Origin of the sequence: Streptomyces flavofungini, assembly GCF_030388665.1 — a bacterium.
Lineage (GTDB): Bacteria > Actinomycetota > Actinomycetes > Streptomycetales > Streptomycetaceae > Streptomyces > Streptomyces flavofungini_A.
In genome coordinates, this window is sequence record NZ_CP128846.1 from 4382245 (window position 1) to 4397010 (window position 14766).

14 protein-coding genes are annotated in these 14766 nt (G+C 73.1%); 2 read left to right on the forward strand and 12 right to left on the reverse strand.

Features of this window, described 5'->3' with window-relative positions; translation table 11 throughout:
* Positions 1-3: 3 nt before the first annotated feature.
* Entirely contained in the window at positions 4-567 is a 564-nt protein-coding gene (locus tag QUY26_RS18180; protein ID WP_436840356.1) for a GbsR/MarR family transcriptional regulator, read from the reverse strand.
* 93 nt (positions 568-660) lie between these two features.
* Between QUY26_RS18180 and QUY26_RS18185 the strand changes: the two genes are divergently transcribed.
* Together QUY26_RS18185 and QUY26_RS18190 are read left to right on the forward strand one after the other, a co-directional pair.
* Positions 661-1593: an ABC transporter ATP-binding protein gene (locus tag QUY26_RS18185; RefSeq protein ID WP_289947939.1), complete on the forward strand. Its 933-nt coding sequence runs from the start codon at positions 661-663 to the stop codon at positions 1591-1593.
* Positions 1590-3212 carry an ABC transporter permease gene (locus tag QUY26_RS18190; RefSeq protein WP_289947942.1) on the forward strand — a complete coding sequence of 541 codons (1623 nt, stop codon included), beginning with the start codon at positions 1590-1592 and terminating at the stop codon, positions 3210-3212. The genes QUY26_RS18185 and QUY26_RS18190 overlap by 4 nt, the downstream gene beginning before the upstream one ends.
* 22 nt (positions 3213-3234) lie before the next feature.
* Here QUY26_RS18190 and QUY26_RS18195 read toward each other — a convergent pair whose 3' ends face one another.
* The 11 genes from QUY26_RS18195 to QUY26_RS18245 form a co-directional block, all read right to left on the reverse strand.
* Positions 3235-4443 (reverse strand): cytochrome P450, encoded by a 1209-nt coding sequence (locus QUY26_RS18195; protein WP_289947944.1) that lies wholly within the window; start codon positions 4441-4443, stop codon positions 3235-3237.
* 109 nt (positions 4444-4552) lie between these two features.
* On the reverse strand, positions 4553-5233 hold the full coding sequence (locus tag QUY26_RS18200) for a response regulator (RefSeq protein WP_289947945.1): 681 nt from the start codon (positions 5231-5233) through the stop codon (positions 4553-4555).
* A complete protein-coding gene (locus QUY26_RS18205; RefSeq protein ID WP_289947946.1) occupies positions 5233-6675 on the reverse strand; it encodes a sensor histidine kinase in 1443 nt (480 codons plus the stop codon). The genes QUY26_RS18200 and QUY26_RS18205 overlap by 1 nt, the downstream gene beginning before the upstream one ends.
* A gap of 318 nt (positions 6676-6993) precedes the next feature.
* Positions 6994-7911: an alpha/beta hydrolase gene (locus tag QUY26_RS18210; RefSeq protein WP_289947948.1), complete on the reverse strand. Its 918-nt coding sequence runs from the start codon at positions 7909-7911 to the stop codon at positions 6994-6996.
* A gap of 231 nt (positions 7912-8142) precedes the next feature.
* Entirely contained in the window at positions 8143-9450 is a 1308-nt protein-coding gene (gene kynU, locus QUY26_RS18215; protein ID WP_436840515.1) for a kynureninase, read from the reverse strand.
* 25 nt (positions 9451-9475) lie between these two features.
* The gene (locus QUY26_RS18220) at positions 9476-10351 is read right to left on the reverse strand and encodes a tryptophan 2,3-dioxygenase family protein (RefSeq protein ID WP_289947950.1); all 876 of its coding nucleotides are present in this window, start codon (positions 10349-10351) and stop codon (positions 9476-9478) included.
* A gap of 178 nt (positions 10352-10529) precedes the next feature.
* A complete protein-coding gene (locus tag QUY26_RS18225) occupies positions 10530-10943 on the reverse strand; it encodes a DUF3151 domain-containing protein (RefSeq protein WP_289947952.1) in 414 nt (137 codons plus the stop codon).
* Positions 10944-10979: 36 nt separating this feature from the next.
* A complete protein-coding gene (locus tag QUY26_RS18230) occupies positions 10980-12131 on the reverse strand; it encodes a MalY/PatB family protein (RefSeq protein ID WP_289947955.1) in 1152 nt (383 codons plus the stop codon).
* Positions 12132-12216: 85 nt separating this feature from the next.
* Positions 12217-13239 carry a class II fructose-bisphosphate aldolase gene (gene fbaA, locus QUY26_RS18235; protein ID WP_289947957.1) on the reverse strand — a complete coding sequence of 341 codons (1023 nt, stop codon included), beginning with the start codon at positions 13237-13239 and terminating at the stop codon, positions 12217-12219.
* A 154-nt stretch (positions 13240-13393) separates the two neighbouring features.
* Positions 13394-13945 carry an orotate phosphoribosyltransferase gene (gene pyrE / locus QUY26_RS18240; RefSeq protein ID WP_289947960.1) on the reverse strand — a complete coding sequence of 184 codons (552 nt, stop codon included), beginning with the start codon at positions 13943-13945 and terminating at the stop codon, positions 13394-13396.
* Positions 13946-13955: 10 nt separating this feature from the next.
* Positions 13956-14759, reverse strand: coding sequence for an aldose 1-epimerase (locus QUY26_RS18245; protein WP_289947961.1), 804 nt, complete (start codon positions 14757-14759; stop codon positions 13956-13958).
* Between the last annotated feature and the right edge of the window lie 7 nt (positions 14760-14766).

Here is a 14766-nt window from a genome sequence, read left to right on the forward strand (position 1 = left end):
GCGTCAGCGCGGCGGGCCGAAGAGGGATTCCCGGTGGGTGCGCCAGCGCGTCATCATGCCCGCCAGTTCCACCTGCACGAACTCGAAGAAGGCGAGGGTCTCCTCCAGGCGGTGGCCCGCGGGTGAGTCGGGGCCGAGGCCCGCGATGCCCTCACGCAGGGCGGTCTCCCAGCGCTTGAGGACGGAGTCGCGGTTGGTCAGCGCCTCGTACCACTGGTTGCTGTGCACCCGGAAGATGTCGCGCCGCGAACCGGGCTCCCGCTCGCGGGCGACCATGTACTGCTGGGTCAGATAGCGCACCGCCCCCGAGACCGCCGCCGGGCTCACGTGCAGCCGCTCCCCCAGCTCGGCCGAGGTGAGCGCGCCGGACTCGGAGGCGAGCAGGGCGGCGAAGACGCGGGCGGGCATGCGCGGCATCCCGGCCCAGACCAGTTGCGCGGCGAACTGCTCGGTGAACCGGGACGCGGCCGCCAGGTCCTCCGTGCGGCCGTCCGCGACCCCGTCCGCCTCCCCCTTCACGGAAACGCCCACCGGGCCCGCCACCGCGTCCTTCTCGTCCGTGCTCATCGCTAGATCATCTCCCCTGCTCGCCCGGCTCACCCCAAGTTTATACAGTTCCTTAACTTCACAAATTTGTGAAAGTAGCGTACGTTCAAAAACATGACGAAGGCAATCACCGTGTCCGGGCTGCACAAGTCGTTCGGCCGGACGCACGCACTGGACGGCCTCGACCTCGACGTCGAGCGCGGTGAGGTGCACGGCTTCCTCGGGCCCAACGGAGCCGGCAAGTCCACCGCCATCCGCGTCCTGCTCGGCCTGCTGCGGGCCGACTCCGGTGCCGCCCAGCTCCTCGGCAAGGACCCCTGGCACGACGCCGTGGAACTGCACCGGCGCCTCGCGTACGTACCGGGCGACGTCACCCTGTGGCGGAACCTCTCCGGCGGCGAAGTCATCGATCTGTACGGCAAGTTGAGAGGCGGCCTCGACCAGGAGCGGCGGGCCGAGCTGATCGAGCGGTTCGAGCTGGACCCGACGAAGAAGGGCCGCGCCTACTCCAAGGGCAACCGCCAGAAGGTCGCCCTGGTCGCCGCGTTCGCCTCGGACGTCGAGCTGCTCATCCTCGACGAGCCGACGTCCGGCCTCGACCCGCTGATGGAGGAGGTCTTCCAGAGCTGCGTGGTCCGGGCGCGCGCGGAGGGCCGCACGGTCCTGCTGTCCTCGCACATCCTCAGCGAGGTCGAGACCCTCTGCGACCGGGTCAGCATCATCCGCAAGGGCGCCACCGTCGAGTCCGGCTCCCTCGCCGACATGCGCCACCTCACCCGCACCAGCGTCCGCGCCGAACTCGCCGCCGCCCCCGACGGGATCGCGCACCTGCCGGGCGTGCACGACCTGGAGATCGACGGACACCGCGTCGCCCTCCAGGTCGACACCGACAAGCTGGACGCGGTCCTGCGCGCCCTCACCGAGTCCGGCATCCGGTCCCTGACCAGCACCCCGCCCACCTTGGAAGAGCTGTTCATGCGCCACTACCAGGACGACGTGGCGACGGCCGGCGCCGAGCGCGGGTCCCAGGAGGCGATGTCGCGATGACCACCGCGACCACCGCGCCCGCGGCCCCCGCGCGGCGCACCGGCGGCCGCCGCCACCTGGCGGGCACCGGACCGCTGCTGCGCCTGGCACTGCGCCGCGACCGCGTGATCATCCCGGTGTGGCTCGCCGTCATCGCGATGATGGTCCTGAGCATGCCGAGCACCCTGAAGGAGGTGTACGGCACGGCGGCCCAGCGCGCCGACCTGACGGAGTCCCTTGCCACCAACGCCTCCCTGCGCGCCCTCTACGGCCCCGTCTTCGACCAGTCCTTCGGCGGGCTCACGGCCTGGCGCGTCGGCGTCTTCGCCGGGGTGCTCGCCGCCGTGATGAGCCTCGTCATCGTCGTACGGCACACCCGCGAGGAAGAGGAGACCGGGCGCCAGGAGATGATCTCCTCGGCCATGGTCGGCCGCCGGGCGCCGCTGACGTCGGCGCTGCTCACGGCGCTGGTCGCGAACGCGCTCCTCGGTCTGCTCGTCGCCGCGGGACTCGCGGGCGAGGGCGGCGCGGGGGCGCTCGCGCTCGGGCTCGGCATCGCCGGGGTGGGCATGGTGTTCGCCACGATGGCGGCGCTGGTCGCCCAGCTCACGGAGAGCGCCCGCCTCGCCAAGGGCCTCACGTCGGCGCTGCTCGGCGCGGCGTTCGTGCTGCGCGCGGCCGGGGACTCGGCGACGGCCGACGGGTCCTCGCTGCTCACCTGGCTGTCCCCGGTCGGCTGGCTGGAGAACCTGCGGTCGTTCGGCGCCGAACGGTGGTGGGTGCTGCTGCTGTTCGCGGGCGCCGCCGCCGTCCAGACCATCGGGGCGTACGAACTCGCCGGGCGCCGCGACGTCGGCATGAGCTTCCTGCCGTCCCGCCCAGGACCCGCGCACGGCCGCCTCGGCACGGCGGGCGCGCTCGCCCGGCGGCTGCAGCGCGGCGCCGTCATCGGCTGGAGCCTCGGCTTCCTCGCCGCCGGTCTCGTCTTCGGCGGGATGACGGAGGGCGCCGCCGACCTGGTCGGCGACAACGAGAACACCCGCGAGATCTTCGAGCGCATGGGCGGCCAGACCGGCCTCACCGACGCCTTCCTCGCCGCGATCGTCGGCCTCGTCGGCATGGTCGGCGCGCTCTACATCGTCGCCTCCGTCCTGCGGCTGCACGGCGAGGAAACCTCGCAGCGCGCCGAGCCGGTCCTCGCGAACGCGGTGGGCAGGCTGCGCTGGGCGGCCGGCCACCTCGTGCTCGCCTTCGCGGGCGCCGCGCTGATCATGCTGCTCGCGGCCTGCGGACTCGCCATCGGATACGGGCAGGACTTCGGGCCGATCCTCGGCGCCTGCCTGGTCCAGCTCCCCGCGATCTGGCTGCTCGGCGCCGTCGCGGTCCTGCTGCACGGCCTCTCGCCCCACCTGGCCGTCGGCGCCTGGGGCGTGGCGGGCCTCGCCCTGCTCATCGGCTGGATCGGCCCCGCCCTCGACGTACCGCAGCCGATCATGAACCTGTCGCCGTTCTCGCACCTGCCGAAGCTGCCGGGCCAGGACATGGCGTGGAGCCCGGTGCTGCTGCTCACGGCCGCGGCGGTGGTGTTCACGGCGGCCGGGCTCGCGGGCCTGCGCCGCCGGGACCTGGCGACCGGCTGAACACGCCCCGCCCCGCAGCCGCTCAGCACTCGACGAGCAGCTCCCCGAGGCCCCGGATCACGAAGCCCGGTTTGCGCACGGGCTCCGCCGCGAGCCGCAGGTCCGGGGCCCGGCGCAGCAACGCCCCGAGCGAGGCGGCCAGTTCGACGCGGGCGAGCGGTGCGCCGACGCAGTAGTGGATGCCCGCGCCGAAGGAGATGTGCGGGTTGTCGGCGCGGGCCAGGTCCAGGGTGTCGGGGGCGGCGAACGCGGCCGGGTCCCGGTTGGCGGAGCCGAAGAGCAGCGCCACCTCGCTGCCGCGCGGGATGAGGGTGTCCCCGACCTCGATGTCGTCGAGCACCCACCGCTCGAAGAGCTGGAGCGGGGTGTCGTGGCGCAGCAGCTCCTCGACGGCCGTGGGCAGCAGCCGCTCCGGTTCGGCACGCAGGGCGGCGAGCTGGTCGGGGTGGCCGAAGAGGGCGTGCCAGCCGTTCGCCGTGGAGTTGACGGTCGCCTCGTGGCCCGCGTTCAGGAGCAGCACACAGGTCGAGATCATCTCCTGCTCGCTGAGCCTGTCGCCCTCGTCGTGCGCGGCGATGAGGGCGCTGATCAGATCGTCGCGGGGCTCCTTGCGCCGCGCGGCGATCAGCTCCCGCAAGTACGCCGAGAACTCCACCGAGGCCCGCACGGCCCGAGCCGCCGTCTCCTCCCCCGGATTCAGCTCGTACATCCCGCAGATGTCCGCCGACCAGGGCCGCAGCGCCCCCCGGTCCGCCTCCGGCACGCCCAGCATCTCGGCGATCACCGCGACGGGCAGCGGCTCGGCGACCCGCGCCACCAGGTCCCCGCCCCCGTCCGCCACCAGGCCCCGCACCAGCTCGTCCGCGAGGCCCTCGACGTACGGCCGAAGGCGCTCCACCGTGCGCGGTGTGAACGCCTTCGCCACCAGGCGGCGGACACGGGTGTGCGCCGGGGTCTCCAGGTCGAGCATGCCGTTGTCGTTGAGGACGTGGAACGGCTCGTGCTCGGGCGGCGGCGCCTGGCGGCCGAACTCCTCGTGGCTGTACCGGTGCAGGTACGTGCGGCCGAGGCGGCGGTCGCGCAACAGGGCGGCGACGTCGGCGTGGTGCGGGATCAGGTACTGGCGGCTGGGTTCGTAGTAGTGCGCGCGGCCCCGGGCGCGCAGGGTGGCGTACGCGGGGTAGGGGTCCGCCACGAACTGGGGCGACCAGGGGTCGAAGGGGGCGTCCATGCGGGGACGCTAGCCGCGCGCACCCCGCCTGACCAGACCGGCGCACCCCGCCCGACCGGACCCGCGCACCCCGCCCGACCGGACCCGCGCGCCCGCCCGACCGGCCCCCTCAGCCCGGCGTGACCAGCCGCGCCTCGTACGCGAACACGGCCGCCTGGGTGCGGTCGCGCAGGCCGAGCTTCACCAGGACCCGGCTGACGTGCGTCTTGATCGTGGACTCGGCGACGACGAGACGGGCGGCGATCTCCCCGTTCGACAGGCCCTGCGCGATGAGCACCAGGACCTCCGTCTCGCGTTCGGTCAGCTCGCCGTACTGCGCCTGCGCCTGCGCGGACGCCGCGAGCCGCGGGTTGTCCGACAGCTTCGAGAACTCCGTGATCAGGCGGCGCGTCACCGTCGGCGCGAGCAGCGCCTCGCCGGAGGCCACCACCCGGACGCCGTCGGCGAGCTGGCGGGCGGAGGCGTCCTTGAGCAGGAAGCCGGAGGCGCCCGCGCGCAGCGCCTGGTAGACGTACTCGTCCAGGTCGAACGTCGTCAGGACCAGGACCTTCGTCTCGACGCGCGCGTCCGCGACGATCTCGCGGGTGGCCTCGATGCCGTTCATCTCCGGCATGCGGATGTCCATCAGGACGACGTCCGGGGCGAGTTCGCGGACCCGCTCGACGGCCTCGCGCCCGTTCACCGCCTCACCGGCGACCTCGATGTCCGGCATCGCGTTCAACAGCACGGAGAAGCCCTCGCGGACCATCATCTGGTCGTCGGCGATCAGGACGCGGATGGTGCGGTTCATCAGGCGTGACCTCCGGCGGGCTTGTCGAGGGAGACGGTGCGGGCGGTCTCGGGGGACGAGGGCGCGGGCACGGTGGGCGCGGCCTTCGTGGACCCGGGCGCGGCAGGGGCGTCGGCCACCCTCGTGGCGCCCCCCGCCTCCGCCGCCCGCGGGGCGTCAGCCGGGACCGGCAGGAACACCGTCACCTCGTACCCGCCCTCCTCGGTCGGCTCCGCCGTCATGTCGCCGTCCAGCATCGACACCCGCTCGCGCATGCCCGTGATGCCGTGCCCGGCGCCCGGCGACGGCTTCACCGGATCCGTCGGGGGCCCGTTGACGATCCGCAGGCCGAGCCCGCCGAGGACATAGCCGATCTCCACCCGGGCCGTCGCCCCCGGCGCGTGCCGCAGGCTGTTGCTGAGCGCCTCCTGCACGATGCGGTACGCCGACAGCTCCACGCCCTGCGGCAGCTCGCGGACCGCGCCGGTGACGACCTTCTCCACGGCGAGGCCGGTGCCGCGCACGTTGTCGAGCAGCCGGTCGATGTCGGCGAGGGTGGGCTGCGGGGCGTCGGGGGCCTCGTAGTCCTCCGCCCGGACGACGCCGAGGACGCGGCGCAGCTCGGTCAGGGCGATCACCGCGTTCTCGCGGATCGTCGCGAAGGCCTGTTCCAGCTCCGGCGGCGGGTTCTCCACCCGGTACGGGGCGGCCTCCGCCTGGATCGCGACCACCGACATGTGGTGGGCGACCACGTCGTGCAGCTCGCGAGCGATGTTCGTGCGCTCCTCCAGGAGCGTGCGCCGGTCCCGCTCCACGGCGGTGACGGTGCGCTCGGCCACGACCTCGCGGCGGGTGTTGGTGTTCACGGCGACCAGGCTGACCAGGGTGATCGCGATGCCGCTGACCACGGCGAGAGCCCCGCTGTTGGAGGCGTAGTGCGACCCGCCGGCGTCCGCGACGAACGAGTACACGGTCGTGAGGATCCACATCCAGGCCGCCGCGCGGGGGCGGGTGCGGGCCGCGACCACCATCATCACCATCGTGTGCCCCGCGAAGGAGCCCGGCGACCAGGGGTAGTCGATGCCGCCGGCCACGGCCACGAGGAACGGGGTCACCGCCAGCGACAGCCACCACGCCAGGACCGGGCGCACCAGCGTCAGGGCCACCGTGAGCGCCGGGACCAGCGACGCCAGGACCTCGATCAGGCCGTTGCCGCCGTAGCCCCCGGACATCCCCGCGTACGTGACCAGCACCGTGAACGCGGCCATCGTCAGGACCACCGCGTGCGGGGACCACACGGCGAACCTGCGTATCCGCCCCGGCAGCCACTGCACCAGCGGTGCGTCGGGGCGCAGTGGGGGCAGGGGGCGGTAGGCGAAGGCGTTGTGGAAGAGGTCCGTGCGCAGGCCCTGGAGGGCGTTCTGCGCGAGGTGGAACTCCGGGCTGCGCGTTTTCTCGGTCACGCGTCAGACGGTACGGGGCGGGGGGACGACGCCGCGTCCCCTCCGGGACGGGTTCGCGGGGGTCCGTCCCAGGTACTACGTGGCGGGGGCCGGGCCCTGCCGGGGCTCCCCGATCCCGCCCCTTTCCCGAAACCGGGGCTGCGCCCCTGGACCCCGGGGGCGGGTGTCCCGTACGGGTGGGCCCGTCCTCCCCCGAATCGGCGCTCCGCGCCTCGTCCTCGAACGCCGGACAGGCTGAAGACCTGCTCCTTGAGAGCTTGGGGGGAGATTGAGGACGAGCGCGAAGCGCGACCCGGGGGCGCCCGGCCCACCCCGGGGTCAGAACGCCAGCTGGGCGATCTCCTCCGCGACCACCGCGCAGGCGTCCGCCGCCGGATCGATCAGGGGAAAGTGGCCGACGTCCTCCAGCAGCGTCAAGCCGACCACCTCACCGGCCTTGGCCGCCGCGTCCGCGTACGCCTCGGAGACGACCTGCGGCACGACGATGTCGGTGCGCCCCTGCACGACGGTGGTCGCGATCCCGGTGGGCAGCAGCACCGCCGGATCCGCATGCGCAAGCCGCTCCTCGAACAGCGCCTCGGCGCCCCCCGCCCCCGCCCCGGAAGCAGCGACACCCAGGAACTGCCGCACCGCCCCGGAACACACCCCCAGATCGTCCGCCACCCGCAGATCCCCGATCGGGGCCAGCGCCACCACACCCCGCAGCGGGGCGGGCCGCGCCAGGTGCCAAGGCGACTCCTGCGGCAGCACGTGCCGCGCAGCCGCCCACAACGCGAGATGCCCCCCGGCCGAGTGCCCGGTCACCACGACCCGGTGCGGGTCGGCGCCAGGCAGCGCCGTCCGGACGAGCCCGGGCAAGGCGTCGAGCGCGGCGGCCACGTCGTCGAGGGTGTCGGGCCACCGCCCGGCGACGGGCCCCGCGCCGCCCTGCGCCGGGACCAGCCCCCCAGAAGCCCCCCGCCGATACTCCACGCTCGCCACGGCGAACCCCCGCCGGGCCAGGAAGTCCGCGAACGGTGACACGTGCGCGCGGTCGTACGGAGCCCGCCACGCGCCACCGTGCAGCACCACGACGAGCGGCGCGGCCCGATCGGCGCCGCCGCGCGGGGCGTAGAAGTCGATGACCTGGTCCGCGTGCGCCCCGTACGCGGCGGTGGAGTCGGGCCGGACCGCGGGATGCGCGAAAGCGGAGTCCTGCTCGGCGGCATCGCGGGCCACGGCGGCGTCGTCCGGCATACGGCAACCCTCTCAAACTCGGCCACTGGCCGCCCGTCGGCCACCGGCAGCAACTGTCCGGCGGCCGACGGGCGTTCGTACCATGATCCAGATTTGCCGGACGGTATCAGGATCCGGCGGGCATCCGTGCCCCAGGGCCCACCGCACCGCCCCATCCAGCGACCCCACGGCACTCTCCCCGGCCACGGGGAGCCCTCGGGGGCCACGGGACGCCACGGTGGGCGCCCCCGGCTACGCCGCGGCCCCGGGCGCCTCCGCCAGGGTCGCCGCGAGGACCCACGCCGCCCGCTCCGCGTCGGCGAACGACACGTACAGCGGTGTGAAGCCGAAGCGCAGCACGTCCGGTGCGCGGAAGTCGCCGACCACGCCCCGCTCGATGAGCCGCTTCATGACGTCGGCGGCGTCCGGGCAGCGCAGCGCGATCTGGCTGCCCCGCTCGGCGTGCGCCACGGGCGTGGCCGACTCGACGCGGCCCGCGGGCACGTACGCGGCGACGCACTCCAGGAAGAAGTCCGTCAGGGCGAGGGACTTGGCGCGCACGGCCGCCATCGACACCCCGTCCCACACGTCGAGCGCGGCGTCGAGGGCGAGCAGCGACAGGATGTCGGGGGTGCCGACGCGGCCGCGTACGGCGTCGGGCGCCGGTTCGTAGTCGGACCGCATCCCGAAGGGCTCGACGTGCGAGTTCCAGCCGGGCAGCGGCGAGTCGAAGTGCGGCTGGTGCTCCCGGCGCACGTACAGGTACGCGGGCGAACCGGGGCCGCCGTTCAGGTACTTGTAGGTGCAGCCGACCGCCAGGTCCACGCCCTGCTCGTCGAGGCCGATGGGCAGCGCGCCCGCCGTGTGGCAGAGGTCCCACACGACGAGGGCGCCGACCGAGTGCACGGCCTCCGTCAGGCCGGGCAGGTCGTGCAGGCGCCCCGACTGGTAGTCGGCGTGGTTGAGCAGGACGGCGGCGGTACGCGGACCGAGTGCGCCGGGGACGTCCGCGGGGGCCACCGGGATCAGGCGGCAGCCGGTGAGGCGGGCGGCGGACGCGGCGATGTACCCGTCCGTGGGGAAGGTGGTGGAGTCGACGAGGATTTCGTCGCGCCCCTCGTCCGGGGAGGCCGCGTCCCCGGCCCGCTGACGGACGATGCGCACGGCCGCCACCAGCGCCTTGAAGATGTTGACGCTCGTCGAGTCGGCGACGACGACCTGCCCGGGGGCGGCGCCGATCAGCGGGGCGAGCCGGTCGCCGATCCGCTCCGGCGCGGTCCACCAGCCGCTCTCCTCCCAGGAGCGGATGCGCATCCGCCCCCACTCGCGGGTGATGACGTCGGCGACGCGGGCCTCGACGCCCCGGGGCAGCGCGCCCAGCGAGTTCCCGTCCAGATAGACGGTCTCGTCGAGCACGAACTCGGCCCGCTTGTGGGCGAGTTCGTCCTTTCCGTCCTGTACGGCGGCGGCATCAACGAGCCGCACGCGCTCAGCTTCCAGAGCCACCTGGGCCACCTCCGACACCTCGGACACCTCGGACACCTCGGCCACCTCCGACATCTCTCCCGCCCCCGACGCCTCGGCCTCAGACATGGCTGCGCGCCGTCCACAGCTCCGGGAACACGTTCTTCGCGGCCCGCTTCTCCAGCCACGCCACCCCGGCGGAGCCGCCCGTGCCGGTCTTGGAGCCCATGGCGCGGCGGGTGGCGACCAGGTGGTCGTTGCGCCATCGCCAGACCAGCTCGCCGACGTCGGTCAACGCCTCGCCGAGCCGGGCGAGTTCGGCGCCCTCGTCCCCGGCGTACAGGGCCGTCCACACGGCCTCGACCTCGGGCGACGGCTCGTACCTGCGGGAGATGTCACGGTTCAGGACGGCGGCCGGTATCGGGTGCCCGCGGCGGGCGAGGAGCCGAAGGACCTCGTCGTACAGGCTCGGCTCCTGCAGCGCCTTCTCCAGCTCCGCGTGCACGCGCGGGGCGCCGCGGTGCGGCACGAGCATGGACGCGGACTTCTCACCGAGCAGGAACTCCATGCGCCGGTACATCGCCGACTGGAAGCCGGAGCCCTCGCCGAGCGCGCCCCGGTAGGAGTTGAACTGGGCGGGGGTGAGCTGGCCGAGCGGCTTCCACGAGTGGTTCAGGGCCTCCAGCTCCCGCACCGACCGCTTCAGGGCGGCGATGGCCACCGGCACGTCGTCCTCGCGCAGGGCGCGCGCGGCGGTCTCCCACTCGTGGACGATGACGGTGAACCACAGCTCCATCACCTGAGTGGTGACGAGGAAGACCATCTCACCGGGGTCGTCGGACCGCAGGTGCTGGAGGTGGGTGAGGACGTCCGCCTGGACGTAGTCCTCGTAAGGGGTGGTGCCTGCGAAGTCGAGGTTCGGGCTGTCCGGGCTCTCGTCGTCCGTCGCCGCGGACTGCGGGCCGGGCTCGTGCGCCGCGTGCGCCTCGTGGGACATCGCTGTCTCCTAGATGCGTACTCCGGGTAGCGGTCCGCCCCTGCCGGTACCGGCACGGGGGCCCCGGTCCCCACCCGCATCCTCCGCAACATCCCCGGAAACGGCAAGACCTGCCTGGTCACACCGGGTGTCCAGGCAGGTCTTGGCCGGCCCGCGGGTGCGGGGGCCGGACGGGGTGCTAGCCAAGCGTGTCCGCCGCCGTCGCGGAGGAGTCGCGCAGGAACGTCGAGCAGCGCTCGTACTCCTCCTGCTCGCCGATCGCGCCCGCGGCGCGGGCCAGGGCGTGCAGGGCGCGCAGGAAGCCGCGGTTCGGCTCGTGCTCCCAGGGCACCGGGCCGTGGCCCTTCCAGCCGCTGCGGCGCAGGGAGTCGAGGCCGCGGTGGTATCCCGTACGGGCGTACGCGTACGACTCGACGACTCGTCCCGCCTCGTACGCCTCGTCGGCGAGGCGGGCCCAGGCGAGGGACGACGTCGGGTACTTCGCCGCCACCTCCGTGGCCGGGGTGCCGCCCGCGAGCAGTTCGCGGGGCTCCGGGTCGTCGGGCAGGTGGGTCGGGGGCGGTCCCCCGAGCAGGTTCTCGTGAATGGCCATGGGACAAGTCTGCGGCATGGGCGACCCTGCCGGGGCTCAGCCCCTGACCGCCCGCACCCCCCGCACCAACGCCTCCACCCCCACCTCGACCTTCCCCCGAGGGCACCCCACATTCAGCCGCACGTGCCCGGGCGCCCCATATGTCCCCCCGGCCCTGACGGCCACCCCCTGCCGCTCCGCCAGCTCCCGCTGAAGCACCTCGTCCCCCGCGTCCCCGAGCACCCCCCGCAGATCGATCCAGGCGAGATAACCCGCCTGCGGGGGCACCCACCCCAGCTCGGGGAAGGCCTCGTTCAACCGCTCCCCGACGAACCGCAGATTCGCGTACGTGTAGGCGCGCACGGCGTCCAGCCACTCCGCCCCCTCCCGGTAGGCGGCGATGTGCGCCACGAGGGAGAGCACGGCGGGCGAGGCGAGCCCTTCGCCCGTGTCCATCCGCCGCACGAACGCGGCATGGTCGTCCGGATCCCCGACGAAGCCGTAACTCCCGCTGAGAGAAGGGAAGTTGAAGGCCTTGGTGCCGGAGGTGACGAGAGCCCACCGCCCGCGCGCGTACCGGGTCCACGGCAGATGCGTGGACCCGGCGTGCGCGAGGTCGGCGTGGATCTCGTCGCTGATGACGGCGACCCCGTACCGCTCGCACAGCGCGGCCATCCCGGCCAGCTCGGCGTCGCTCCACACCCGCCCGGTGGGATTGTGCGGCGAGCAGAGCAGCAGCACGCGCGCGCCGGGACGGGCCAACTCGGCTTCGAGGAGGGCGAGTCCGGGATCGTCGACGGGCACGGTGCGCAGCTCGCGGCCGAGCCCGCCGACCGCCTTCCGGAACCCGTCGTAGGTGGGCGTGTGCACCACCACGCCGTCGCCGGGCTCCGTCCACATCCGCAGGAGCTGGGATATCTGGTTGAGCACGGACGGGGCGTAGACGAGCGAGCCGGGGTCGACGTCGGTGTCGTGGCGCTGTTCGAACCAGTCGCGGACGGCGCCCCGGAAGTCGTCGTTGCGCCAGTCCGTGTAGCCGAAGACGCCGTGCGCGACCCGCCGCTGGAGGGCGTCGATGACGGGCGGCGCGCAGGCGAAGTCCATGTCGGAGATCGTGAAGGGGAGCAGGTCGGGCACGCCGTCCCACTGGACGCACCAGGTGCCGAGCCGGTCGACGGGGGTGTCGAAGTCGTAGGGCGCTGTGGTCACGGGCGGATCCCTCCGGGCATGCCGGGGGCCCGGCACTCGCGCGCTGTGGCGGAGTGCCGGGCCCGGCCGGACGATGTGGGTGGTGTTACTTGAGCTTCGTGCCGGTGGAGCGCAGGTTCGCGCAGGCCTCGGTGACGCGCTTGGCCATGCCCGCCTCGGCGGACTTGCCCCAGGTGCGCGGGTCGTAGGTCTTCTTGGAGCCGACCTCGCCGTCGACCTTCAGGACGCCGTCGTAGTTCTTGAACATGTGGTCGGCGACGGGACGCGTGAAGGCGTACTGCGTGTCCGTGTCGAGGTTCATCTTCACGACGCCGTTCTCCAGCGCCGTGGCGATCTCCTGCTCGGTGGAACCGGAGCCGCCGTGGAACACGAAGTCGAAGGGGGACTGCTTGCCGTACTTGGCGCCGACGCCCTCCTGGAGGTCCTTCAGGAGCTCGGGGCGGAGCACGACGTTGCCCGGCTTGTAGACGCCGTGGACGTTGCCGAAGGAGGCGGCGAGCAGGTAGCGGCCCTTCTCGCCCAGGCCCAGGGCCTCGGCGGTGCGGATCGCGTCGTCGACCGTGGTGTACAGCTCGTCGTTGATCTCGTGGGTGACGCCGTCCTCCTCGCCGCCGGTCGGGGTGATCTCGACCTCGAGGATGATCTTCGCGGCGGCGGCCTGGGCCAGCAGCTCCTGGCCGATGGCCAGGTTGTCGGCGAGGGTCTCGGCGGAGCCGTCCCACATGTGGGACTGGAAGAGGGGGTTCTGACCGGCCTTGACGCGCTCGGCGGAGACCGCGAGCAGCGGGCGGACGTAGCCGTCGAGCTTGTCCTTCGGGCAGTGGTCGGTGTGCAGCGCGACCGTGATGTCGTACTTCGCCGCGACGATGTGCGCGAACTCGGCGAGGGCCACCGCGCCCGTCACCATGTCCTTGTTGTACTGGCCGCCCAGGAACTCAGCACCACCCGTGGAGATCTGGATGATGCCGTCGCTCTCCGCCTCCGCGAAGCCGCGCAGGGCAGCGTGCAGGGTCTGCGAGGACGTCACGTTGATGGCCGGGTAGGCGAACTTGCCTGCCTTCGCCCGGTCCAGCATCTCGTTGTAGACGTCGGGGGTTGCGATGGGCATGTGTCCGCTCCTTGTGATGTGCGGGGTGCTGACTGACCGGGGGGCGACGTCGTCGTCGCCCCCATCTTTCCAGACTCGCCGGATTGCTCCAGCCGTACGTCATGCACCGATCAGTCGTAAGTCATGTACCGGTCAGCCGTACGCCATGTACCGGTCAGTCGAGGCCGAGCTCGTCCTTGGAGAACGCGAAGAGGTACGGGACCCCCGCGCCCTCGGTGATCTTCACGTCGGCGCCGGTGGCGCGGTCCACGATCGTCGCCACGGCCACGACCTCGGCGCCGGCCTCGCGGACCGCCTCCACGGCGGTCAGCGGGGAGCCGCCGGTGGTGGAGGTGTCCTCGACGACCAGGACCCGGCGGCCCTTGATGTCCGGCCCCTCGACCCGGCGCTGGAGCCCGTGCGCCTTCGCCGCCTTGCGCACCACGAAGGCGTCCAGGCGCCGGCCGCGGCCCGCGGCGGCGTGCAGCATCGCGGCGGCCACCGGGTCGGCGCCCATCGTCAGGCCGCCCACCGCGTCGAACTCCAGGTCGGCGGTGAGGTCCAGCAGGACCTGGCCGACCAGCGGGGCGGCCTCGCCGTCGAGGGTGACGCGGCGCAGGTCGACGTAGTAGTCGGCCTCGATGCCCGAGGAGAGCGTCACCTTGCCGTGCACGACGGCCTTGTCCTTGATCTGCTGCAGCAGGTCGCCGCGTACGTCGTTCGTCATGGCTACGAGCTTAAAGGCGCCGCCAGGTCCAGGTGGTCGACGTCTCCAGCGGCTCCAGCGGGGTGACCAGGCGCGGCAGGGTGTTCAGGCCGTTCGGCGGGCCCGTCTGCGGCTCCACGCACACCGCTTCCGCGGGCTCGTCGTACACCACGACCCACTGTTCGCGGCTCGCCACCTTCAGTTCGAGGCGGCCCGGCCAGGTCAGGGTCACGTCCACACCGTCGGGCATGCCGAAGCAGTCGTCCCAGGGGCCGGGGGTCGGGTCGATCCGGGTGCCGGTCGGCAGGTGGTCGTCGCCGCGCAGCTCCTGCCAGGCGGCGTCGAAGCGCAGCCGGACGCCCTCGGTGTCCGTGGGGTCGTCCGCCAGGTGGCGGTTGAACCAGGGGTGCCAGCCGGCCTGCGCCGGGAAGGAGTCCCCGTACGTCTCGATCGCCATCCTCAGCGTCAGGGCGTCCTCGGTCAGCTCCACGATCTGCGTGACCCTGCCCGGGTACGGCCAGGGAGCCGTCAGGTCGTACGTGAACACCGCCTCGCGGTCGCCGACCCGGGCCGTCTTCCACGCGGCGTCGCGGGCGGTGCCGTGGATGGCGTGCGGCGGGGAGTTCACCGGGAGCTGGTGCAGGACGTCGCCGTTTTTGAACCTTCCCTCCCTCGTCCGCCCGCACCACGGCACCATCGGGAAGCTGCCGTACCGCTCCCCCTGCCGCAGCAGCTCGACCCCGTCGACCCGCAGACTCCCGACCCGGCAGCCGTCCCCCGGCCGCACCGTCACATCCGCGCCACCCGCGCCCAACCTGATCTCATCGCTACTCACAGCCCCG